The organism is Ensifer sp. LBL (assembly GCF_050435225.1).
Taxonomy (GTDB): Bacteria; Pseudomonadota; Alphaproteobacteria; order Rhizobiales; family Rhizobiaceae; genus Ensifer.
This window is the reverse complement of record NZ_JBNDJY010000007.1, coordinates 102,494-123,164: the sequence shown is the minus strand read 5'-3', so window position 1 is coordinate 123,164 and position 20,671 is coordinate 102,494. Positions and strand designations below refer to the sequence as shown.

The 20,671-nt window shown below is 62.0% G+C and carries 23 protein-coding genes, 1 tRNA gene and 1 pseudogene; 10 read left to right on the top strand and 15 right to left on the bottom strand.

Annotated features, from left to right (window positions below; genetic code table 11):
- Positions 1–31: 31 nt before the first annotated feature.
- Positions 32–937 carry an RNA polymerase sigma factor RpoH gene (gene rpoH / locus OKW20_RS25795; RefSeq protein WP_043611895.1) on the bottom strand — a complete coding sequence of 302 codons (906 nt, stop codon included), beginning with the start codon at positions 935–937 and terminating at the stop codon, positions 32–34.
- Between the two features lie 210 nt (positions 938–1,147).
- Positions 1,148–2,176, bottom strand: a complete 1,029-nt coding sequence (locus tag OKW20_RS25790; protein ID WP_429176748.1) for an RluA family pseudouridine synthase — start codon at positions 2,174–2,176, stop codon at positions 1,148–1,150.
- A gap of 29 nt (positions 2,177–2,205) precedes the next feature.
- Between OKW20_RS25790 and OKW20_RS25785 the strand changes: the two genes are divergently transcribed.
- Complete coding sequence (locus tag OKW20_RS25785; RefSeq protein WP_034806447.1) at positions 2,206–2,589, top strand: hypothetical protein; 384 nt, start codon at positions 2,206–2,208, stop codon at positions 2,587–2,589.
- A 4-nt stretch (positions 2,590–2,593) separates the two neighbouring features.
- Positions 2,594–3,430, top strand: coding sequence for a TrmH family RNA methyltransferase (locus OKW20_RS25780; protein WP_429176745.1), 837 nt, complete (start codon positions 2,594–2,596; stop codon positions 3,428–3,430).
- Between the two features lie 48 nt (positions 3,431–3,478).
- Here the strand turns inward: OKW20_RS25780 and OKW20_RS25775 are convergent, their stop codons facing one another.
- Both OKW20_RS25775 and OKW20_RS25770 read right to left on the bottom strand, forming a co-directional pair.
- Positions 3,479–4,642, bottom strand: coding sequence for a hypothetical protein (locus OKW20_RS25775; RefSeq protein WP_429177119.1), 1,164 nt, complete (start codon positions 4,640–4,642; stop codon positions 3,479–3,481).
- Positions 4,643–4,803: 161 nt separating this feature from the next.
- Complete coding sequence (locus OKW20_RS25770; RefSeq protein WP_082005878.1) at positions 4,804–5,397, bottom strand: DUF1134 domain-containing protein; 594 nt, start codon at positions 5,395–5,397, stop codon at positions 4,804–4,806.
- Positions 5,398–5,671: 274 nt separating this feature from the next.
- Here OKW20_RS25770 and chpT point away from each other — a divergent pair, with 274 nt between their 5' ends.
- Together chpT and OKW20_RS25760 are read left to right on the top strand one after the other, a co-directional pair.
- Positions 5,672–6,322: a histidine phosphotransferase ChpT gene (chpT, locus tag OKW20_RS25765; protein WP_043611903.1), complete on the top strand. Its 651-nt coding sequence runs from the start codon at positions 5,672–5,674 to the stop codon at positions 6,320–6,322.
- A gap of 253 nt (positions 6,323–6,575) precedes the next feature.
- On the top strand, positions 6,576–6,938 hold the full coding sequence (locus OKW20_RS25760; protein ID WP_034806707.1) for a response regulator: 363 nt from the start codon (positions 6,576–6,578) through the stop codon (positions 6,936–6,938).
- A 267-nt stretch (positions 6,939–7,205) separates the two neighbouring features.
- Here OKW20_RS25760 and ctrA read toward each other — a convergent pair whose 3' ends face one another.
- Entirely contained in the window at positions 7,206–7,907 is a 702-nt protein-coding gene (gene ctrA / locus OKW20_RS25755) for a response regulator transcription factor CtrA (RefSeq protein ID WP_025424706.1), read from the bottom strand.
- 441 nt (positions 7,908–8,348) lie between these two features.
- Here ctrA and OKW20_RS25750 point away from each other — a divergent pair, with 441 nt between their 5' ends.
- Entirely contained in the window at positions 8,349–8,699 is a 351-nt protein-coding gene (locus OKW20_RS25750) for a hypothetical protein (protein WP_043611906.1), read from the top strand.
- Positions 8,700–9,023: 324 nt separating this feature from the next.
- Here the strand turns inward: OKW20_RS25750 and OKW20_RS25745 are convergent, their stop codons facing one another.
- Both OKW20_RS25745 and OKW20_RS25740 read right to left on the bottom strand, forming a co-directional pair.
- Complete coding sequence (locus OKW20_RS25745; protein WP_043611908.1) at positions 9,024–9,305, bottom strand: GNAT family N-acetyltransferase; 282 nt, start codon at positions 9,303–9,305, stop codon at positions 9,024–9,026.
- Positions 9,306–9,512: 207 nt separating this feature from the next.
- Positions 9,513–9,788 carry a DUF1153 domain-containing protein gene (locus OKW20_RS25740; RefSeq protein WP_003527546.1) on the bottom strand — a complete coding sequence of 92 codons (276 nt, stop codon included), beginning with the start codon at positions 9,786–9,788 and terminating at the stop codon, positions 9,513–9,515.
- Between the two features lie 478 nt (positions 9,789–10,266).
- On the opposite strand from OKW20_RS25740, the gene OKW20_RS25735 reads away from it, so the two are divergent.
- The 3 genes from OKW20_RS25735 to OKW20_RS25725 all read left to right on the top strand — a co-directional run bounded on the left by OKW20_RS25735 (position 10,267) and on the right by OKW20_RS25725 (position 12,660).
- The gene (locus OKW20_RS25735) at positions 10,267–11,016 is read left to right on the top strand and encodes a helix-turn-helix transcriptional regulator (protein ID WP_034806462.1); all 750 of its coding nucleotides are present in this window, start codon (positions 10,267–10,269) and stop codon (positions 11,014–11,016) included.
- 178 nt (positions 11,017–11,194) lie between these two features.
- Positions 11,195–12,448, top strand: a complete 1,254-nt coding sequence (mnmA, locus tag OKW20_RS25730) for a tRNA 2-thiouridine(34) synthase MnmA (RefSeq protein WP_052201569.1) — start codon at positions 11,195–11,197, stop codon at positions 12,446–12,448.
- Positions 12,449–12,583: 135 nt separating this feature from the next.
- A tRNA-Met gene (locus OKW20_RS25725) sits at positions 12,584–12,660 on the top strand.
- A 272-nt stretch (positions 12,661–12,932) separates the two neighbouring features.
- Here OKW20_RS25725 and OKW20_RS25720 read toward each other — a convergent pair.
- Positions 12,933–13,267, bottom strand: a pseudogene (locus OKW20_RS25720) (phage protein GemA/Gp16 family protein); the annotation flags it as partial.
- Positions 13,268–13,362: 95 nt separating this feature from the next.
- Between OKW20_RS25720 and OKW20_RS25715 the strand changes: the two are divergent.
- Positions 13,363–14,130 carry a hypothetical protein gene (locus OKW20_RS25715; RefSeq protein WP_043611913.1) on the top strand — a complete coding sequence of 256 codons (768 nt, stop codon included), beginning with the start codon at positions 13,363–13,365 and terminating at the stop codon, positions 14,128–14,130.
- Positions 14,131–14,223: 93 nt separating this feature from the next.
- On the opposite strand, the gene OKW20_RS25710 is transcribed toward OKW20_RS25715, so the two are convergent.
- Positions 14,224–14,589, bottom strand: a complete 366-nt coding sequence (locus OKW20_RS25710) for a hypothetical protein (RefSeq protein ID WP_043611915.1) — start codon at positions 14,587–14,589, stop codon at positions 14,224–14,226.
- A 217-nt stretch (positions 14,590–14,806) separates the two neighbouring features.
- Complete coding sequence (locus tag OKW20_RS25705; protein WP_156133954.1) at positions 14,807–14,965, bottom strand: hypothetical protein; 159 nt, start codon at positions 14,963–14,965, stop codon at positions 14,807–14,809.
- A 316-nt stretch (positions 14,966–15,281) separates the two neighbouring features.
- Here OKW20_RS25705 and OKW20_RS25700 point away from each other — a divergent pair, with 316 nt between their 5' ends.
- Entirely contained in the window at positions 15,282–15,722 is a 441-nt protein-coding gene (locus OKW20_RS25700) for an acetyltransferase (RefSeq protein WP_429176740.1), read from the top strand.
- Between the two features lie 21 nt (positions 15,723–15,743).
- Here OKW20_RS25700 and OKW20_RS25695 read toward each other — a convergent pair whose 3' ends face one another.
- From OKW20_RS25695 to OKW20_RS25675, 5 genes are all read right to left on the bottom strand, one after another.
- Positions 15,744–16,325, bottom strand: a complete 582-nt coding sequence (locus OKW20_RS25695; RefSeq protein ID WP_429176738.1) for a HutD/Ves family protein — start codon at positions 16,323–16,325, stop codon at positions 15,744–15,746.
- Positions 16,322–17,803 (bottom strand): HAL/PAL/TAL family ammonia-lyase, encoded by a 1,482-nt coding sequence (locus tag OKW20_RS25690; protein ID WP_429176735.1) that lies wholly within the window; start codon positions 17,801–17,803, stop codon positions 16,322–16,324. Before OKW20_RS25690 ends, OKW20_RS25695 begins: the two co-directional genes overlap by 4 nt.
- The gene (locus OKW20_RS25685) at positions 17,796–18,623 is read right to left on the bottom strand and encodes a quaternary amine ABC transporter ATP-binding protein (protein ID WP_429176732.1); all 828 of its coding nucleotides are present in this window, start codon (positions 18,621–18,623) and stop codon (positions 17,796–17,798) included. Before OKW20_RS25685 ends, OKW20_RS25690 begins: the two co-directional genes overlap by 8 nt.
- Entirely contained in the window at positions 18,616–19,473 is an 858-nt protein-coding gene (locus OKW20_RS25680) for an ABC transporter permease (RefSeq protein ID WP_034806492.1), read from the bottom strand. Before OKW20_RS25680 ends, OKW20_RS25685 begins: the two co-directional genes overlap by 8 nt.
- A 141-nt stretch (positions 19,474–19,614) precedes the next feature.
- Entirely contained in the window at positions 19,615–20,649 is a 1,035-nt protein-coding gene (locus tag OKW20_RS25675; protein ID WP_429176729.1) for an ABC transporter substrate-binding protein, read from the bottom strand.
- Between the last annotated feature and the right edge of the window lie 22 nt (positions 20,650–20,671).

The window sequence follows — 20,671 nt, the reverse complement described above, 5'->3', positions numbered from 1 at the left end:
GGAACCGCCGCTTTAAGTTGCTGCGGTTGCCTTAGGCGCCTTCGACGACGCGCAGGGAATTGGCGCGCTCCAGCGCTGCCTTGCGCACGGCATCCTGGACCTTTTCGAACGCACGAACTTCGATCTGCCGGACGCGTTCGCGGCTGATGTCGAACTCGGCCGAAAGATCCTCGAGCGTCAGCGGATCTTCGGTCAGGCGGCGTGCCTCGAAGATGCGGCGCTCACGGTCGTTGAGCACTTTCATCGCGTTCGCAAGCAGAGCCCTGCGGCTTTCGAGCTCGTCCTGCTCGATCAGGATTTCTTCCTGGTTGTCGTGGTCGTCGACGAGCCAGTCCTGCCATTGACCGGACTCGCCCTCGCTCGCCTTGATCGGCGCATTGAGCGAGGCGTCGCCGGACAGGCGGCGGTTCATCGAAACGACTTCGTCCTCGCTCACCTTGAGGGTGGTGGCGATTTCCTTGACATGCTCCGGCTTCAGGTCACCCTCATCGAGTGCCTGGATCTTGCCCTTGAGGCGACGCAGGTTGAAGAACAGCCGCTTCTGGTTGGCGGTCGTGCCCATCTTGACCAGCGACCACGAGCGCAGGATGTACTCCTGGATCGCCGCCTTGATCCACCACATTGCATAGGTGGCGAGACGGAAGCCGCGATCGGGCTCGAACTTCTTCACGGCCTGCATCAGGCCGACATTGCCTTCCGACACGACTTCGCCGATCGGCAGGCCGTAGCCGCGATAACCCATCGCGATCTTGGCGACGAGGCGAAGGTGGCTGGTGACGAGCTTGTGCGCCGCTTTGCGGTCGTCGTGTTCCTGGTACCGCTTGGCGAGCATATACTCTTCCTGCGGCTCAAGCATCGGGAACTTGCGAATTTCGTCGAGGTAACGATTAAGGCCGCCTTCTCCAGCGGCAATGGTCGGCAAATTGTTTCGGGCCATATGAAGCACCCCCCTTTTTAGTCTCCGGCCTCCGGTCGGCAAGCCGGGCATGTGGGTCTTCGTCAAGACCCCACGAACGTAGAAAATAAGTACGGCGAAAGCATGATTCAAGGAGTCCGGTTCACAAGGATGTGACGCCGGAGCGACGGAAATGTCACGAATAGAGGCCCGCTTTAGATCGGAATTCTTCCGACGGATTTCAAGGGGCGGTCACTCCCCGCTGCGCAGCGCCTCGATCAGCGCTGCCATGTCGTCCGGCATCGGCGCTTCGAAATGCATGGTCTCGCCGGTCGACGGGTGCTCGAACTGCAGCATGAAGGCATGCAGCGCCTGGCGGTGGAACTGGTTGACAACGGCCTTGGCGGCATCCGGCAGAAGGTTCGCCTTGGTTCTGAAGGCGGCGCCGTATTCGGGATCGCCGATCAGCGGATGGCCGATATGGGCCATGTGCACGCGGATCTGGTGGGTCCGGCCCGTTTCCAGGTGGCATTCGATCGTCGAGGCGAGCGAGGTGCCGTCGGGCTTTTCGAGATAGCGCTCGACCACCTCGTAGTGGGTGATCGCCTCGCGGGCGTCGTCGCTATCCTCGCGCTTGACCGCGCGCTTCGTTCGGTCGCCGGCGCGGCCGAGCGGCGCGTCGATCGTGCCCTTCAACTGCCGTGGCCTGCCCCAGACGACCGCCCGGTAGGCGCGCTCGAGCGGGCCGGTGCGGCCGTGGTCGGCAAACTGGTCCGAGAGATGGCGATGGGCCGCATCGTTCTTGGCGACGACCATGACGCCGCTCGTCTCCTTGTCGAGGCGATGGACGATGCCGGGGCGCTTGACGCCGCCGATACCCGACAGGCTGCTGCCGCAGTGGTGGATCAGGGCATTGACGAGCGTGCCCGTCCAGTTGCCGGCACCCGGATGCACGACGAGGCCGGCCGGCTTGCACAGCACGATCAGGTCGCTGTCCTCATAAAGCACGTCGAGGGGGATATTCTCGCCCTTCGGCTCGGGATCTTCCGGCTCCGGGAGATCGATCTCGAAGATGTCCCCCGGCTGCACCTTCTTCTTCGGCTCGCTCACAGGCTTGCCGTTGACCGACACGGCACCCTGCTCGATGAGAGCCTTGATACGGTTGCGGGAGAATTCACCCGAAAGTGCGTCCGTCAGAAAGGAATCGAGCCGTCCTGCGGCATCCTCGCCCGCCGTCAGGACTTTCCTATTGGCCGTTGCTTGTTTAAAGGGGTCGTTCATTCCGTTAAAAATCCGAAAAAAGGCCAGCCATGACCGCAATCGAGCCCGATGACCAGGAAGACAAGCCGCTAGATCCGGCGATGGAAAATGTCCGCCGCAAGATGGTGAAGCTGCAGCTCGTCTCGGCAGGCGTCATGTTGGTCATGCTTATGGCTGTCCTTGGAACGATTGTCTACAAGCTGACGCGCACGGATGAGAAAGCGCCGGCCCAGACGTCCGCCGCCGTCGTTCCGAGTGAGGCGCCGCTCAACGCCGTTGCCGCGCTGCCTGCCGGCTTCACCGTGACGAATGTCGCGCTTTCTGGCTCGCAGGTGCTGTTCTACGGCAACCTGCCCGGTGCCGAGCCGCGTGCGATCGTCTTCGACATCGGCACCGGCCGCATCGTCGCGGATATCACCGTTCGGACGAACTGACGGCATGTCCGGCGCCCTCCCGCCCGTCCTGCGCATCGACGATCCCGCCGATCCCCGGATCGCTGGTTTCGTCTCGATCAAGGAGCGCGATCTGACGGGGCGGCAGGGCCGCTTCATTGCCGAGGGCACCGTGGTGCTGCGCATGCTGGCCGCCGCGCACGCGGCCGGCCGCGGTTTCGCGGCCGAGGCCCTCCTGCTTCTGGAAAACCGTCTGGAGGGCGTCGGCGACATTCTTCGGCGTTTCCCGCCTGACGTCCCGGTCTATGTGGCGAACGCGCAGGTGTTCGACGCGATCGCCGGCTTCAACATGCATCGCGGCGTGTTGGCACTCGGGCGCCGTGAAGGCGAGCCGGATCGTGATGCGCTGATCGCGTCGCTGCCCACGTCGAGCCTGGTGCTGGCGGCCTGCGGCATCTCCAACCACGACAATATGGGTGCGCTTTTCCGCAACGCGGCGGCCTTTGGGGTCGATGCGGTCCTGATGGACGAGACGAGCTGCGATCCGATGTATCGCAAGGCCATCCGTGTTTCCGTCGGCTCGGTGCTGACGGTTCCTTTCGCTCGCGAGGGTTCCGTCGCCGCCATGCTGGAGCGGCTGCAGGCTGCAGGCTTTGCGATCTGGGGGCTGTCGCCGGCAGGAACGACAGACATCGGCGCAATCCCTCCGGCACCGCGCACGGCGCTTCTGATGGGGACCGAGGGCGAGGGACTGCCGCAAGCGGTGATGACCGCGATCCAGACCGCGCGCATCCGCCAGCGGCCGGGGCTCGACAGCCTCAACGTGTCGACCGCGGCCGGCATCGCATTGCACCAGGTGGCATTGATCAACGGCCGGATCTGAGGGGTCGCGCTGGTGTGAGGGCAGACAGTCCCCGACGGCTGAGGGCGCCTACTCGCGCGGAAGAATATCCTTGACGCGCTTCGCCAGGCTTTTTCTGTTGGCTGTGCCTTCTTCCTCGCCCGAGAGCAGGCCGCGGATGGGAGAGGTGGCGCCTTCGTTCGTCGCCGTAAGGGCGACCATGCCTGCGGCGATTGCGGCGACTTCGTCGCGCAGCGCCTCGTCATGGGCTGCGGATTTGGAGTTGGTCAGGCGCTCCGAAAGGGCGGTGGCGCGATTGCGCAGGTCGTCGGCGGCGACAATGGAGCCGGAATCCCCGTTTGCCAATTCGACCGGTGCCGCGGCACCATTGCCCGTCTGCTCGGATGCCGGCTTGCGGTCGCGGCGCAAGGGAAAGGCGACGCCGGCGGCGCGCAGGGCCTTGGCGGCGTCACGCATTTCCTGGTTGGTGTCCTTCACCTTGGCCTTCAATCTCTCGATTTCACCGGCGCGCCTTTCAAGCGCGCTCTCGCGATCGGCGCTGGTTGCCATTTCGCGCGCAAGCTTGTCTTCCAGCCGGTGCAGGCGGGTTTCGTCGCGCGACAGGCGGAGCTCCATTTCCTTTGCATGGGTGGTCTCGGTCTTCAAGTCGCCGCGCAGGGCTTCGCGCTCGTCGCGCAGCGTAGCGATCCGGCTTTTCAGATGCTCGACCTCTGTGTCGCGTGCGGCCAGATTGATCCGCAGATTGTCGGTCTCGGCAGCATCCTGGGCGAGCTGAACGTCACGCTTCCTGATCTCCTCGGCCTTGCCGGCGTTGTCCCTCTCGACGCTGTCGAGCGTCGCCTTCATCCGCTCCAGGCGCTGTTCGAACTGGCGGATGGCCGAGCGCATGTCTGCCGCCTCGACGTTCATGTCGGCAAGCTGGGCATGCAGATCGGCGTTTTCGCCGCTGAGGCGACGGGCTTCCTGCAGGCTCTTCTCGTTTGTGAGCATCAGAGACACGCCCTTGTCCCGTTCGCGCTTGAGGGCCTGAAGCGTGCGGGCATTCTCGGCGGCAAAAGCGGCGCGGGCCGCATCCTTCTGCGCGCGCACCTCCTGGGGGCTGAGCGGCATCGTCGCCTTCAGCCGGTCCTCGGCGAAACGCACGATGCGGCGGTGGATCGCCGGTGCGACCAGGAGACCGATGATGATCGCCGTCAGAAAGCCCAGGGCAAAGAGAAGCGAGAATTGGATCACGAGCTGGCCGTTTCGAAACTGGACCGGAAACCGAACCGCCTGCCCGGCCACAAAGGGCACGGCAGGCGCTCCATCTTCCGTTTCCTTGCACTAAACATGACGTTTCGTGCGCTGCAAGTCTATGGTGCCGGATTTTGCGACAGGCAGGTCCGGCAACGGTCTTAGAAGGGATTCCAGGTCGGATTCTGGGTCATCTTGAGGTAGCCGACATTGACGCCGAGGCGCGCGCCGATGCCGGTGCGGATCGGCACCACGACGATGTTTTCGTCGGTCAGTACCGTCATGCCGACGCCGGCGACCACATAGGCCGAGCCGGAGACGCCGCCGAAGCGCTTGTAGAGCGCCGGCACGCTTGGCAGGTTGTAGACGAGCATCATGGCGCGGCTGCCCTGGCCGCCCCAGTCGATACCGAGCGACGGACCCTGCCAGAAGACGCTGTGCTGTCCGGCATTCTTGGTGTTGAGCTCGCCTTCGCCATAGGTGAGGCCGGCGATGAACGCGCCTGAGCCTTCCTGTCCGAGAATGTAGCCGTTCGGCAGGCCGTAGCGTTCAAAGGCACGTTCGACGACCTTGGCAAGGCCGCCGGAGGTTTCTCCGAAGAAGCCGTGACCGGCATCCACGATTTCCTGCATGGTGTATTGGCTGTTGTTGTTCGCCGACTGGGCGTGCGCGACGGACAGGGCGCCGGCGACCAGAAACATCGTGGCCAGGACAACACGACCAGCCGATGTGGCAGCCTTCATGATCTGATGCATCATATCCTCCGTCAGGCGCGAAATTTGCTCGCTTGCGGGTTTGCAGTGGCCGACAGTCAGATCACTGCGCGGCCAGGTGGGGTCTGGACCAATTCCATGCAATTTGAACCGATGGTCTTAACAATCGGTTTACCAAATGTGGTGTCATTATGTTCCACTGATGAACGGCTGCGCCGGGCAGCTCATGACTTGCGTCTTCACGCAGGAGGCTTTACCGGCGTGACCACGGCGCGTGCTCCAGGCGACGGCCGATGGCACCAAACAAGGAACTAAGATGGCAACGAATCCGAACCTGACATTGACGGGACCCGATCTGGCCGCGCTTCTGTGCAGCCGGGTTTGCCACGACATCATTTCCCCGGTCGGCGCCATCAACAACGGCCTGGAACTGCTCGACGAGGGCGGCGCCGATGCCGATGCGATGGATCTGATCCGCACGAGCGCGCTCAACGCCTCGGTCCGGCTGAAGTTTGCGCGCCTTGCCTTCGGCGCGTCGGGCTCGGTTGGTGCGTCGATCGATACCGGCGAAGCGGAAAAGGCGGCGAAGGATTTTGCCGCAGCCGAGAAGAAGACCGAGGTCAACTGGCACGGCCCGCGGGCGATCATTGCCAAGAACCGGGTCAAGCTGCTCCTGAACCTCTTCCTGATCGCTTACGGCGCCATTCCACGCGGCGGCTCGATCGACGTGACGCTCGAGAACCCGGAGTTCGACGCCGTGTTCACGCTCGTCGCCAAGGGCCGGATGATGCGCGTGCCTCCAAGGCTGGTGGAACTCCTGTCCGGCACGCCGGAAGAGGCCGTCGACGCCCATTCGATCCAGCCCTATTACACGGTGCTTCTCGGCGAGGAGGCGGGCATGGAAATCGCCGTCACCTCGACCGGAGAGGAAATCATCTTCACCGCCAAGATGCAGCCTGAGGTTTAAGTCGGCGGCGCCAGGCGCCCCGATTTCTTGACGTCTCGACATCCGCCGGGTGCCATCGCATCCGGCGGAAACGTATCTGCCATAAGCGTTTTACTGTCACCCGGATCTTGGAAAATTTAACATTTTCAGTGGGTTGATCTCGCGCGAAAAAGCTTCGTTAAGCAAACTCCGTAACGAAATCTTTCCCAAATTTGTATAGAGTTGTTTCAAGAATGCCGATACGCGTATAGGTAAGTGGCGAAGGGAGTTGGACATGCGACGTTTGATGATTGCCGACGGCTCGGATGTCGTCCGGAAAGTTGGAAAACGTATCCTCTCCGGCATGGGCTTTATGGTTTACGAGGCGTCGAACAGCCTTGAGGCGCTCGTGCGCTGCGAAGCGGAACTCCCGAACATCCTGATCATCGACGCAGGTCTCGAAGGCGCGCTCGAGCTTATCGGCAACATTCGCCGGCTGCCGAACGGCCCGTCGGTGCGGATTTATTACTGCGTCGTCGAAGCGGACCTGAAGAAGATGATGGCCGGCAAGCGGGCTGGTGCCGACGACTTCCTGCTGAAGCCTTTCGACCGCAAGATCCTGACCAGCGTTTTTGCGAGCCAGTCGATGGCGGCCTGAGCCGCCTTATCCTGGCATGCTTGCAGCGAAATCAAGCCGTGGCGTTTGCCGCGGCTTTTTGTTGTGCCAACCCGGCGAGCCGAACAGGGATTTCGATCATTGGGAAGGGGAGGGCGGTGCGCCCTGGATCTGGGGCAATATCATCGCAAAACCGGTAGGCGTGGTCTCTTTCACGCAAAACAAAACCCGCCTCATAGGCGGGTTTTGCGAAACTCTCGAATGTCGGGCCCGCATCATGCGGGGATCGGTGCAAGCCCTGGCAGGGAATCAGGCAGTTTCGGCGTATTCGGCACCATCCGGCTCGCGCAGCACATAGCCGCGGCCCCAGACGGTTTCGATGTAGTTGGCGCCGCCGGCGGCGTTTGCGAGCTTCTTGCGCAGCTTGCAGATGAAGACGTCGATGATCTTCAGTTCCGGCTCGTCCATACCGCCGTAGAGGTGGTTCAGGAACATTTCCTTGGTAAGCGTCGTGCCCTTGCGCAGCGAGAGCAGTTCGAGCATCTGGTATTCCTTGCCGGTCAGGTGGACGCGCTGTCCGCCCACTTCAACCGTCTTGGCATCCAGGTTGACGATAAGCTCGCCGGTGGAGATGACCGACTGGGCGTGGCCCTTGGAGCGGCGGACGATCGCATGAATGCGAGCGACCAGTTCGTCCTTGTGGAACGGCTTGGTCATGTAGTCGTCTGCGCCGAAGCCCAGGCCGCGAACCTTGTCTTCGATGCCGGCCATGCCCGAAAGAATCAGGATGGGCGTCTTCACCTTGGAAAGACGCAGCGTTCTCAAGACTTCGTAGCCGGACATATCCGGCAGGTTGAGGTCGAGAAGGATGATGTCATAGTCATAAAGTTTGCCGAGATCGACGCCTTCTTCACCGAGATCGGTGGTGTAGACGTTGAAACTCTCGGACTTGAGCATCAGCTCAATGCTCTGAGCCGTTGCACTGTCGTCTTCAATTAATAGAACCCGCATATTCTTCCCCTTTTCCGCCGCCCAAGGTTGTCGTGGCACCCTTACGCGATACGGATCCAGTCGTTGCCTGATTTGGAGGCTGCCACCAAATGGTTAACAAATTCTGATTCCCTCTGGCAAGGTGTATCGAGTTTGTTAAATATTTTTAGCAGTCTCCTGATTTCAAACGTGAATCCAGAACGGCTAATCTCATGTGAAACATGAGGAAATCCCGTTATCTGACTCTTCTGACTCGTTAATGCCGGGGCGGTCACATTTCGTGCCTCAGCATTTACGGAGCCTTAAATCATCACGCCTATGATTAACGATGCCCGTAAACGAAAGGTTACCAGCGGTAGGCTTTTGTTAATATCGCTGAAGATTTTTCGTTTCCGGCCCTGTTCGGGCCGGCTCGCGGGCAAATCAGTAACCGGGGTCTCGTTATCCACGGGAGTATTGCGTATGAAAGCACGTGAGAGCCTTGTCCGCCTGAAGGAGTTTCAGGTCCGGGAGAAGCAGCGTCAGCTGAACCAGCTTCAGATGATGATGGCTGAGTTCGAACGGATGACCAAGGATCTGGAAAATCAGATTATTTTCGAGGAGAAGAAGTCGGGTATCTCCGATCCCCAGCACTTCGCCTATCCCACCTTCGCCAAGGCCGCACGTCAGAGAGCCGACAATCTTCAGGTCTCCATTCGCGAGCTGAAGACGCAGCAGGATGCTGCCGAACTCGCGCTCGAAGAAGTGCAGGCCGAATTCGCGAAGGCGGCGGCCCTCGAAGAGCGGGACACGTCGACCCGCCTGCGGGCATAGCTGCGGCTCCTGCGCCACAATCCGGCGCAGCGGGCCGTAACGCCTTGGTCCAAAGGGTGATTTGAACCCCGAGCCGGATGCGGCAAGGGGGATTTGTCCGTTGGACGGGCCGATAGCCCGTTTCGGAGCAGATGGTTCCATCCTTGACGGATCATGCGGTTGGCATGATCCGATCCGGCACGATCGTGACAAGACAAAAAGACCCGCCCGATGCCTCGGCATCCGGGCGGGTCTTCTCGTTTCGGGACCGACAGCGCCGTGGTTCTTTTAAGGTGCACGCGATTTCGATTTAAGATTTGTGCCGCCGCCGCCGGCGCAGGTGTCTCAACCCTGGATGACATCCTGCCATTCGGGATGCCGCATCGCCTGGGCCTTCATGAAAGGGCAGAGGGGGATAATCTTCCAGCCGCCCTTGCGGGCTTCCTCGATCGCATGCTTGGCCAGGGCCTGGCCGACGCCCTTGCCGCGCAGGGCATCCGGAACGAGCGTGTGATCGACGATGATCAGTTGCGGCGAGGTGCGCGAATAGGTCATTTCACCGGTATGGCCTTCGACTGATGTCGAGTAGCGGCCGTGCGATCCAGTTTCCTCGTGCAAGATTTCCATGGCAACCTTCCTTGGTGAACGGGTTTGTCTGCGTGGAAGCTAGCGCAGTTTTTCGCAAATCGGAATCGCCCGCTCGGCCATCGCCGGTGCACAGTGTGTTCGCGAAACGCAACCAATGCCGGTCCGCACGGGACCTTTAAGAACGACGGCGGCGGCCCCGGGGAACCCGGAGCCGCCGCGCGACCTATGGCCCTGTGATGGGCGAAATTAGTGGCGATACTGCTGGATGCGAGTGGTGCGCAGGCCGGCGAGACCGTGATCGTTGATCGAGGACTGCCAGGACAGGAACTCCTCGACAGTAAGGGTATAGCGTTCGCACGCTTCTTCCAGGCTCAACAGGCCACCGCGCACGGCGGCAACAACCTCAGCCTTCCTGCGGATTACCCAGCGCCGGGTATTCGCCGGCGGCAGATCCGCAATCGTCAGAGGGCTGCCATCGGGGCCGATGACATATTTCACGCGTGGTCGCATCATTTCGGTCATGGGACTCTCTACACAAACTCAAGACCATATGACCGTGACCTTAGCCTGCCACATTTAACATTTGCCTAAGCGTCAAGTAACAATTTGCTCATAATTTGAGACACTTCCGATGGGCCTTTGCCCATGTGCGGCGTCCCCCAAAACTTGCGGCAATATTTCCCCGACTTGTGGAAACGCTTGAGAACAATCCGGATTCTCCCGGAATTGACATGGGAGCCATGCAAATACCACATTTCACTTTAACTAAAATTTTTGGTAACGAAGCCCCGAAATAAGGATGAGCGTCGTATGTACGCTCCCGCATTCATTCTTGGTGCATCGTCATATTTTTCACAACCGGACGCGTTTCTTTCGCGGGCAGGCCGGTAGCGGCAGTTTTATTTCGTCTGCCGGGTGAATTTCATGCTCCTGACGATGTGGGGCGTTGTTTGTATTTCTCTCGACCGGTGCGGTGGCGCCGGGGATGTGGTGATCGCAGATGAAGGAATCGCATGAACCGGCCTTGCTGCGCGAGGCTGAAACGGTGGAGATGTTTTCGGACATCGATACGGCCACGGTGCGCACCGAGTACGAACTTCTGCATCTCATGCGGCGGTTGATCGCGCGCTATGGCTTCGGCCATTTCATGATCGCGCGCATGCCGCTGGCCGAACAGCAGCGCTTTTCCGAGCGGCTGGTGCTCAGCAACTGGCCGTCCGAACTGGTGCGCCAATACGACGCCTGCGAGACGTTCCAGTCGAGCGGGCTGGTCGAAAAGTTGCGTTTCACCAAGCTGCCGGTAACCGGCGGGGCCGAACTGCTCGATGTCGCGGCCAAGCCTGCGGACGAGGCGATGGTGCACCGGCTGCTCGCCCATCCGGAGATGGCGCGCCATTTCGCGGTGCTGCTGCACACAAGCGGCGGCGATCCCTTCATCGCCATGCTGTCGGGGCGCCGCGAGGCGCCTGCCGGCGTCGAGCGCGCCACGCTGTATCTCACTTTGGTTCAGCTTTTCGAATGCCTGGAGCGCACCTTCGACACCGGCAATACCGCACGCGAAAAGCTGTCGAGCCGCGAGTTGGAATGTCTGCGTTGGGCGGCTGCCGGCAAGAGCAGCGACGAGATCGGCATCATCCTGGGGATCTCGACCTATACGGTCAGCAGCTACTTCAAGAGCGCGACCCGCAAGCTCGATGCCGTCAACCGCATGCAGGCGATTGCCCGCGCCATGCGGCTGAAGCTGATCTGACGCCTTTAGGGCCAGGCACGCGCATGTCATCCGCAGCGGCCGGCCTTGCCGCCGGACGGACAAGTTTCTATATGTCGCGGAACTGAAAGTACCGCGACGCGCTCTATGCATCCGATTGATGCCGGCCGCCGCGGAGCCGAAGATGCCGTGGGCCGAAAGTTGCTCGGCAAAGCATCGCATGAAGCGTGAAACAGGGCAGGCGCAAGGTTGCCGCCCGAAGGCCGGATTGGATCCCGTGAACAGTCTCGATTTTGACCGCAAGCCCGAAGATACGCGTGTCGTCGTTGCCATGTCCGGCGGCGTCGACAGTTCCGTCGTTGCCGGCCTGCTCAAACGCGAGGGCTACGACGTTCTCGGCATCACGCTGCAGCTCTACGATCACGGCGCCGCTGTGCACCGGGCCGGTTCCTGCTGTGCCGGCCAGGACATCGACGATGCGCGCCGCGTCTGCGAAACGCTCGGCATTCCCCATTACGTGCTCGACTACGAAGCGCGCTTCCGCGAAACTGTGATCAATCCCTTCGCCGAAAGCTATATCGCCGGCGAGACACCGATCCCATGCGTTGCCTGCAACCAGACGGTCAAGTTTGCCGACCTGCTTTTGACGGCCAAGGAACTCGGTGCCGATGCGCTGGCGACCGGCCACTATATCCGCTCGCGCCCGAGCCCGAACCCGCGCTATGCCGGCCAGCGGGCACTCTACCGGCCGACGGATGCCGACCGTGACCAGAGCTATTTCCTCTTCGCGACGACGCAGGAGCAGATCGACTACCTGCGCTTCCCGTTGGGACACCTCTCCAAGGCCGAAACCCGCAAGCTCGCCGAAGAGATGGGCCTTGTTGTCGCCCAGAAGGCCGACAGCCAGGACATCTGTTTCGTGCCGCAGGGCAAGTACAGCGACATCGTCTCAAAGCTGAAGCCGAATGCAGCACTCTCCGGCGACATCGTGCATCTTGATGGCCGCGTGCTCGGCACGCATGAGGGCATCCTGCACTACACGATCGGCCAGCGCCGCGGCATCGGTGTTGCGACCGGCGAGCCGCTCTACGTCGTCTATCTCGACGCCCGCTCGCGCCGCGTCATCGTCGGCCCCAAGGAAGCGCTGGAGACGCGCCGCGTCTACCTGCGCGACGTCAACTGGCTAGGCGACGAGGACGTCGAGGCGGCAGCCGCCCGTGGCTTCGAATGTTTCGCCAAGGTGCGCTCCACCCGCCAGCCGGCGCCGGCCGTGCTCGCGATGGACGACGAGGGCATCTATGTGGAGCTTGCCGAGGGCGAAGCCGGCATCGCGCCCGGCCAGGCCTGCGCGCTCTATTCCGGCGTCGGCGAGGATGCGCGCGTCTATGGCGGCGGATTTATTCGCAAATCGGAACGCGAAGCCGGCGCGGAAGCCGCGCTGAAGGCCCTGCTCTCGGCGCAGGCAGCCGCCTGAAGCCGTTGATTTCCGGGCTGTTGTGAAAACTTCACATTTTCCCGGAGACTTGGGTTGACAGTGGACGGAAGCGGGCCGTATAAGCCGCCCGTCCAGTCAAGACGGCTTCCACTTCGAAGCCCTGACGCGGTACCCGGCGGAGTAGCTCAGTAGGTTAGAGCAGAGGAATCATAATCCTTGTGTCGGGGGTTCGAATCCCTCCTCCGCTACCATTTTTCCACATCCATCCCGATAGCGTCGATCAAGAAACGTCCGCAAGACACGGGTGATTTGATCCGTCTTGTGTCCTGAGACGGCGGGACGACGGCAAAGAGCTTATTGCCGTCACATCACCAAGTTCATGTCGAGCCCGGTTTCGCCTCAGTCAATGCTGTGTCGGCTTCACCGAGGGTCGCGGGTTGTCTGTCACTGAGTGCCTTTCGAGATGATCAGTTCACGTGCCGGCGTCCCTTTGCCGCCGCCGACCGAATAGGTCAACTCCGCTTCGATCGAAGAACTCCGACCAGTCGAGGTTCTCCAGGATCACGCCCGCTAGGCGCTCGCGGACGTCCTCGAGCATCGGCGCCAGGCGCGTCAGGTTGAACCGCAGCTTGCCGGCAAAGCGGCCGGAGAGCTGGCGCGACCGTTCGGCCTGGGCGCGCTCGGCACCGGTTGAAAACCTTCGTTGCGGAAGACCGCGAGCACTCTCTGACGTTCTTGCTCGGTCATGTCTTTGGTCGAAGACTTGCCGGTGATGTGGGTGAGCTTGGCACGGTAGCTGTCATCGTCCAGGCCGAGCTTCTTCTTGGCGACATGAATGGCAGCAAGGGAGCTGGTCATCGGACCCCTCCCACCAGAGCGCAGCGATCGTGACTTGCACTGCCGCATGCCCTATTTTTGCAGCTAGGGGTTCTTCTACGGGGAGGGGAGATGCGATGAGCGACGGTCGCGGATCGAGAATGGTGTCGCATGTGGTGGTGATAATACTTGCCGCTACGCTGCCCGCGGCAATGTTTGGGAAACCTGGCGACGGGTACTTCGAGTTTCTCAAAGAATTTCAGACGCTGCTGACGGGCCTGCTCGCAGTAGGCGCGGCGGCCTACACGATCAGTGAAATGATCAAGAGCGATGCCAAACAAGAGCAGCGCCACAGAGAAACAATCGAGATTTCCATGCTCCCGTCCAAACTAGCCGTGGCTCGGGTCGCTGACTTTTTGCCTGGTAGACTCAGGCACTACAGCGAACAGTTTCGATTGTTCGACGAACTTGTAGATAAAAACACGTTCCAGCCAAGTTGGGACAAGCAAAGTTTGACGCTCGCCATCAGGGTTTGTGTCAATGCAAGGAACCTGCATCGAGAAGTTTTGAGTGACCGTGTCACCTCCTGTCAGCATCTTTTTGACAACGACGTTATGCAAAACCTTGAGGAGTTTCGCACCTGGAGTGGCGAGCTCATATCCCGTTTGCCAGAGGGTTTCGCGACGTCGATGTTTGACGATGACGACGTTGTAGAGCCGCCTGAATGGTACAACCGCGCACTCTATATGTTCATGGAGGTTACGAACCGTTCGTCGGCCTCGTTCGCAAACGATATTGATGCATGGGCAAAGCAGTTCCATCTGCCAAAGAGGAAGGACCCGCCAAGGCCCAGCCAGACGGTGCCGGTTGATGCTGTCTTCCCTCATTTGACGAACCGTCACTGAACGATGGATCGGCATACCGCTGTGCACCGTCCCGGAACCCGAACAGCCCCATTGCGCGACCCGCTGGTCGCGCAGGAGGCAGTCTGCGTCAGGTCAATGGTGCAGCGGCTTCAAGGGCAAGGTCAGCGCCGGTCCGCTCTTGACCCCGATTTGCCTTCTGAACTGCCGCGACGCGCTGCCGTCGAACAGCGATTGCGGCAGTGGCGCGCCAATGGCCCATTTGTATTTCGCCTCTGCATCGCTGCTCAGCGCCTGGTGCGCCACGGCGCTCAACGGCAGGACATATTCCGGCTTGCGCAGGCCGCGCTCGGTATTGCCGAGCCAAGTGAGGACCACCAGGATTTCGCCGCCGAGCTCGAGTGCATCAAGTGCCAATGCTTTTCCGCCGACCGAAGCGCGGACGGCCTGTTCGTGGAAGGTGAAGGCGCTGAGTTTCAGTTCGTTTTGCGGATCCGTCATTTCGGGCCTTCCTGGATATGCTGTCAACGCTGTCTTGAGCGACGATTCGTTCAGTCAGCGTTCCCTATCATAATCCCTTCGGCCATACATGGAGCCGATGATCGATGCAAAAAGGCGCCGTCATCATCGATGGCAGCGCCTGCAGATGCGGCTTGAGAGGGTGTGCGTAGAAACCAGCCGGGCATGCTGCCCGGCTGCCGCCGCGGGGTCGGTCGCCTCAGCGATGAATGGACGACGTGATCGTCGTGTAGTCGGGCAGGTCGATGTTGGCGATTTCGGCTGCGCGATATTGGGACAGGGCGAAGTGCATGATCGCGATCACGGTGATCGAGAAGACCAGTACGGTGACGTTGACGCCGAAAGCGGTTTTGATCATGTCCTTGTCCCCCATGTCCTGCGCTTGTTGATGTGTGGTTAAAAAACGTGACATGGAGACTATCGTGTGGCGTCAATTGTGCTGTTCCCCGGGGAACATGAAATATGGTTGCTGAATTCTTAACCGGCGTGGCCTGAAAACCGCAGGTGCAGAGATTGCTTGCGATCGTCGGGGCTGCGGATAAGGTGCGCGGCTCGGCCGGACCGGATCAGGACCGGACATCTTCACAGGCTGGCGCCCTCGCAAAGCTGCGTTGGCCTCAGCCGGACGCGCGGCAACGCCTCGCCGCCGCCGCATTTTCAGAAGCGATTGCATCATGACCATCTCCATCCGCCCCTCCCGTCCATCCGATTTTCCGCGCACCTTCGAGATCTGGCGTAGCGCCGTCGTCGCCACCCATGATTTCCTGACGCCGGAGGATTTTGCTGCAATCGAGGTGCTGGTGCGCGACCAGTATCTGCCGGCCGCCGAGTTCTGGATTGCCGCGGACGAAAATGACCAGGCGCTCGGTTTCATGGGCATGAGCGGGGCGCAGATCGACTCGCTCTTCGTCCATGCCGACGCGCGCGGCGCAGGTGTCGGCCGGCGGCTGATCGAGCATGCGATGAGCCTGCATCCGGTGCTGACAGTCGACGTCAACGAGCAGAATGTCTCGGGCGCCGGTTTTTACCAGCGGATGGGTTTTGAGGTGGTCGGGCGTTCGCCTGTCGACGATGCGGGCCGGCCCTATCCGCTGCTGCATCTCAAGCGCGGCTGAACGATGCGAGCCGGCGCCCGATCAGGCGGCCGGCTTGTCGATGGTGATCAGGAAGAGGACGGCGGAGGCCGCCGGTTCGATGGTGACGGCGGTTGCGCCCGTGAGCACCGCCGTGTCGCCCGCTGCGAGGTCGGCAGTGGTCTCGCCTGCGGTCAGCCGCACGGCACCGCCGTGGCAAAGCAGGAGGGTTGTGCCCCCCAGGCTTTCCGCCCTGCGCGGGTGGTCTATCGCCAGGCGCTGAACCGAGTGCGCGAGCTTGCCGCGCCGTGTCATGACATTGAGGTCGACGATCGGACCATCGACGAGCGTCGCTGAGGTTGCGGCGTCGGCCGGGAAGGGGAGCGGCGCCGTCTCGCCGGTCATCAAGGCGGGTGCGCGCCCCTCGATCATCAGCCGCATACCCTTGCCCTGAAGGATCGACAGCGTGCGGTCGATGCCGGGGAAGCTGGAGAAGGGGCCATCGGTGGCGACCGTCGCCATGCTGACGCGCCAATCGAAATCGGTGAGCGAGGCTTTTTCCGGTGAGACGGCGATCTCCACCGTCTCACCGCCGCCGTTCTTCCAGGGCATGCGCTTGTAGTCTTTCGCGCGGAGGATCTTCATGGCGTGCCTCCTTCGATCAGCGTGCGCATGCGGGCGAAGTCGCCGTTGAGCGGCCGGTCGTCGGCATAGGTGGGAATTTCCGCACGGATGCGCTGGTAGAGCGCGCCGGTGCGGGCGGCACGGCCGCGCGGCTGCAGGTCATAGGCCTGGGCTGCGGCGAGCAGTTCGATCGAAAGGATCGTTTCGAGATTGTCGGCGATCGACAGCGCTTTCCAGGCGGCCGGCGTCGCATGGGTGAGGATATCCTCCTGCAGCGCCGAGGTGATGCCGCCGTCAAGGCTGGCGGGTGCGGCCAGGCGCCGGTTTTCGGCGGCAAGCGAGGCAGCGGTGTATTGCGCGATCATGAAGCCGGAGGCAACACCGCTGTCGCCGGCCAGGAAGGCCGGCAGGCGGCTCACCAGCGGATTGACCAGCCGGTCGATGCGGCGCTCGGAAATGGCAGCGACCTCGGCGACGGCGACCGCCAGGCTGTCCATGGCAAGGCCGAGGGCAGCCCCGACCGCATGGGCCTGCGAATGTACCTCTGGCGCCTCAGGCGTGCCCGACACGGCCGGGTTGTCGGTGAGGCTTACAAGCTCGCGGTCGACGACTTCTGTTATCTGGGCGAGCGCATCGCGCGCGGCCCCATGCACGTGAGGCACGGCGCGAAGGCTCAAGGGATCCTGTGTGCGGGTGCCGGCGGTCTCTGCCAGCATCGGGCTGTCGGCGAGATAGGTGCGCAGCGACGCCCCGACCTCTTCGAGCCCCTTGGAGCGGCGCAGCGCCAGCGGGCCCGCAGCAAAGGCGTTCGCCTGGCTGCCGAGGTTTTCATAGGTCATGGCGGCGGCGGCATCCGCCCAGTCGAAGAGGTGCGCGGCACGCGACAGCGCCAAGGCTGCAAGGCCGGTGGCGCAGGGTGTGCCGTTGACGAGGCTGAGACCCTCCTTGGCTTCGAGCCTGAGTGGTTTTAGCCCGATCCGCGCGAGCGCCTCGGCGCCGCCAATCTTGCCCGTCCCGTCATCGACGGTGCCGTGGCCGATCAAGACGAGGCCGATCGCCGCTGCATGGGTGAGGTATCCGACCGATCCGCGCGACGGAATGTCGGGGATGAGATTGGCATTGAGCAGCGCCAGCAGCGCCTCGACCGTCTCGATGCGCACGCCGGAATAGCCGTGGGCGAAGTTGGCGATCTGGGCGGCCATCACTGCCCGGGCTTCAGGCCGTGCGAGAGGGTCGCCGACGCCACAGGCGTGGCTGAGGATGATGTTGCGCGACAGCGCCTGCTGGTTCTCTCGGTCGATGACGACGTCGCAGAGCGCGCCGACACCGGTGTTGATGCCGTAGCCACGGATGCCGCGCTCGACGAGCGCATCGACGATCCTGCGAGCGTGGACGATGCGCTGGCGTGCCGCATCGGAAAGCGCGAGCGGTGCGCCATTGGCAACCGCCGCGATTTGCTTCCAGGTCAGCGGCGCATCGAGGACTATATTCTCACTCATGGGCTTCCGGTCGTCCCTGTCGGCGTTGCACGAAGCGGGCAACATAATCGTTGGCCGGGCGTTCGAGAATATCGTCCGGCGTGCCGACCTGCACCACCTGGCCGTCCTTGAGGATGGCGATTTCCGAACCGATGTGCAGCGCCTCGTCGAGATCGTGGGTGATGAAGACGATGGTCTTTGAAAGGTTCTGCTGCAGTTGCAGCAGCTGGTCCTGCATGTCGGCGCGGATCAACGGGTCGAGCGCCGAGAAGGCCTCGTCCATCAGGATCACGTCGGTATCGGCGGCAAGCGCCCGGGCGAGCCCGACGCGCTGCTTCATGCCGCCCGAAAGCTGGTGCGGAAACTTGGCGTCGTAGCCGGCAAGGCCGACGGTCTCGATCCATTTCATGCCGATGTCGCGGGCCTCGGCCTTGGGCAGGCCGCGCACGCGCTGGCCGTAGACGACGTTCTGCAGCACCGTGCGGTGCGGCATCAAGGCAAAGCTCTGGAACACCATGCTGACGCGGTGCATGCGGAAGGTGCGCAGCGCTTTTGCATCAAGATCCAGGATGTTGCTGCCGTCGAAGGCCACTTCGCCGCTCGTCGGCTCGATCAGCCGGTTGATGTGGCGCACCAGCGTCGACTTGCCGGAGCCGGAAAGGCCCATGATCACGAAGATCTTGCCGGCGCCGATCGTCAGGCTGACATTGTTGAGGCCGACGCTGCAGCCGGAGCGGGCGAGGATTTCGCTCTTGTTCAGCCCTTCCTTGGCCATGGCGAGGGCGGCTTTGGCGTCCTGCCCGAAGATCTTGTAGACGTTGCGGATCTCGATATCAGCCATTGCGGGGATCCTCCGTCCGGCTCTTGCCAAAACCTTGCGTGATGCGATCGAGAACGATCGCGAGAATGACGATGCCGATACCGGCTTCCAGCCCCTTGCCGACGTCGAGCGTCTGGATGCCGTTCAGCACCTGCTCGCCGAGGCCTCGGGCGCCGATCATCGAGGCGACAACCACCATCGACAGCGCCATCATGATCGTCTGGTTGAGACCGGCCATGATCGTCGGCGTGGCGAGCGGCAGTTCGACGCCGAAGAGGATCTGGTTGGGGCTGCCGCCAAAGGCGGTCGCCGCTTCCACGACCTCATGGTCGACCTGGCGGATGCCGAGATCGGTCAGACGGATCAAGGGCGGCACGGCGTAGATGATGGTGGCAAGGATCGCGGGGACCTTGCCGAGGCCGAAGAGCATGAGCGCCGGGATCAGATAGACGAAGCTCGGCATCGTCTGCATGACGTCGAGGACGGGCAGGGTGATGCTGCGCACGGTTCGGCTCTTGGCGACGAAGATGCCCATGGGAACGCCGATGACGACCGAGACGATCGTTGCCATCAGCATCAGCGCCAGCGTCTGCATCGTCAGGTCCCAGAGGCCGAGCACACCGACGAAGAACAGAAGCACGCCGACGGCGACCGTCAGGGTCCAGCGCTTCGAGCTTTGCCAGGCAAGCGCCATGAAGATGAGGATGACGACCCACCAGGGCAGGCCGCGCAGGATCCATTCGATGAAAAGGACGGCCTTCAGGATGACGGCGCTGATCGCCTTGAAGACCCAGCCATAGCCGCTGACCAGCGCCTGGATGAAATCGTTCACCGGCCCGCGAATGGAGAGATTGAGAGAATCCGGAAACATCGGAAACGTTCCTTGCTCGGGTCATCGATGGCCGCCTCCTGCGGTCATCGATGACGCTTGCCTCGGGAATGGTCGCAAGGGGCCGGGAGGAGCCCCACCGACACGGATGTGTGGTGGGGCCCGATCGCAGCGATTGCGTGATTACTTCAGGCTGGCTTCGATCTTGCCGCGAGCCTCGTCGGAGACCCACTTGCCCCAGACGTCGCCCTTGGTCTTCAGGAACTCGGCCGCCGCCGCCACCGCATCGACCTTGTTGTCGGTCATGTAGGCGAGGCTGCCGTTGACGTCCTCGAGCGGGAAGGTCGCCTTTTCGAGGATGGCGATGATTTCAGGGGCTTCCTGCGCGAAGGTGCTGTTGACGCCGTAGGAGACGTCCACCGACGGGAAGGCGCAGCCCTGGTCACGCTTGCCGTTAGCGCTCGAAAGCTCCTTCCAGCATTCTTCGCTATAGGCCGGCTCCTCAAGCTGTACGAGCTTGAACTTGCCCATGATCGCCGTCGGCGACCAGTAGTAGAAGAGGATCGGCTCGCCCTGGAGATAGGCGGACGTGATGGCGGAATCGAGCGCCGTGCCGGTGCCCGGACGGAAGTTCACATAGGTCTCGCCGAGCTTGTAGGCTTCGAGCTTGGCGGAGCTCACGCCCTCGCAGGTCCAGCCCGACGGGCAATTGAGGAAGCGGCCCTTGGTCGGCTCCTCCGGATCGGCGAAGAGTTCGACGATCTTCGGGTCGGAGAGCTGCGACACGCTCTTCAGGTCCGGCGCCTTGGCTTCGAGGCTGCGTGACGCGTCGCCCTTGATCACGTATTCCGGTACGAACCAGCCTTCGCTGGCGCCGACGAAGGTCTTGCCGACGGCAACGACCTTCTTTTCCTCGACCGCCTTGTTCCAGATATCCGAGCGGCCGAGCCATTCCTCGGCGAAAATCTGCACGTCGTTGTTGGCGGTTGCCTGTTCCAGCGTCACCGAGTTGCCGGGGATGGAATCCACCTGGCAATCGTAGCCCTTGGAAAGAATGGTCTTCATCACTTCGGTGATGAAGGCGCCGCTTTCCCAATCGATGCCGGCGAACATGACGGTCTTGCCGTCGCCGCAATAGGAAGCGCTGGCGCTGCCGGTGGAGGCCGCGAGCACGAGGCCGGTGGCGGCGAGCGTGAGTTTCAATTTGTTGATCGACATTAAGTTGTTCCCTGATTTGATT

Coding starts and splice junctions, on each gene's coding strand:
- rpoH (WP_043611895.1), bottom strand. CDS start 937: ATGGCCCGAAACAATTTGCCGACCATTGCCGCTGGAGAAGGCGGCCTT.
- OKW20_RS25790 (WP_429176748.1), bottom strand. CDS start 2,176: ATGAACGACCCCTTTAAACAAGCAACGGCCAATAGGAAAGTCCTGACG.
- OKW20_RS25785 (WP_034806447.1), top strand. CDS start 2,206: ATGACCGCAATCGAGCCCGATGACCAGGAAGACAAGCCGCTAGATCCG.
- OKW20_RS25780 (WP_429176745.1), top strand. CDS start 2,594: ATGTCCGGCGCCCTCCCGCCCGTCCTGCGCATCGACGATCCCGCCGAT.
- OKW20_RS25770 (WP_082005878.1), bottom strand. CDS start 5,397: ATGCATCAGATCATGAAGGCTGCCACATCGGCTGGTCGTGTTGTCCTG.
- chpT (WP_043611903.1), top strand. CDS start 5,672: ATGGCAACGAATCCGAACCTGACATTGACGGGACCCGATCTGGCCGCG.
- OKW20_RS25760 (WP_034806707.1), top strand. CDS start 6,576: ATGCGACGTTTGATGATTGCCGACGGCTCGGATGTCGTCCGGAAAGTT.
- ctrA (WP_025424706.1), bottom strand. CDS start 7,907: ATGCGGGTTCTATTAATTGAAGACGACAGTGCAACGGCTCAGAGCATT.
- OKW20_RS25750 (WP_043611906.1), top strand. CDS start 8,349: ATGAAAGCACGTGAGAGCCTTGTCCGCCTGAAGGAGTTTCAGGTCCGG.
- OKW20_RS25745 (WP_043611908.1), bottom strand. CDS start 9,305: ATGGAAATCTTGCACGAGGAAACTGGATCGCACGGCCGCTACTCGACA.
- OKW20_RS25740 (WP_003527546.1), bottom strand. CDS start 9,788: ATGACCGAAATGATGCGACCACGCGTGAAATATGTCATCGGCCCCGAT.
- OKW20_RS25735 (WP_034806462.1), top strand. CDS start 10,267: ATGAAGGAATCGCATGAACCGGCCTTGCTGCGCGAGGCTGAAACGGTG.
- mnmA (WP_052201569.1), top strand. CDS start 11,195: ATGAAGCGTGAAACAGGGCAGGCGCAAGGTTGCCGCCCGAAGGCCGGA.
- OKW20_RS25715 (WP_043611913.1), top strand. CDS start 13,363: ATGAGCGACGGTCGCGGATCGAGAATGGTGTCGCATGTGGTGGTGATA.
- OKW20_RS25710 (WP_043611915.1), bottom strand. CDS start 14,589: ATGACGGATCCGCAAAACGAACTGAAACTCAGCGCCTTCACCTTCCAC.
- OKW20_RS25705 (WP_156133954.1), bottom strand. CDS start 14,965: ATGATCAAAACCGCTTTCGGCGTCAACGTCACCGTACTGGTCTTCTCG.
- OKW20_RS25700 (WP_429176740.1), top strand. CDS start 15,282: ATGACCATCTCCATCCGCCCCTCCCGTCCATCCGATTTTCCGCGCACC.
- OKW20_RS25695 (WP_429176738.1), bottom strand. CDS start 16,325: ATGAAGATCCTCCGCGCGAAAGACTACAAGCGCATGCCCTGGAAGAAC.
- OKW20_RS25690 (WP_429176735.1), bottom strand. CDS start 17,803: ATGAGTGAGAATATAGTCCTCGATGCGCCGCTGACCTGGAAGCAAATC.
- OKW20_RS25685 (WP_429176732.1), bottom strand. CDS start 18,623: ATGGCTGATATCGAGATCCGCAACGTCTACAAGATCTTCGGGCAGGAC.
- OKW20_RS25680 (WP_034806492.1), bottom strand. CDS start 19,473: ATGTTTCCGGATTCTCTCAATCTCTCCATTCGCGGGCCGGTGAACGAT.
- OKW20_RS25675 (WP_429176729.1), bottom strand. CDS start 20,649: ATGTCGATCAACAAATTGAAACTCACGCTCGCCGCCACCGGCCTCGTG.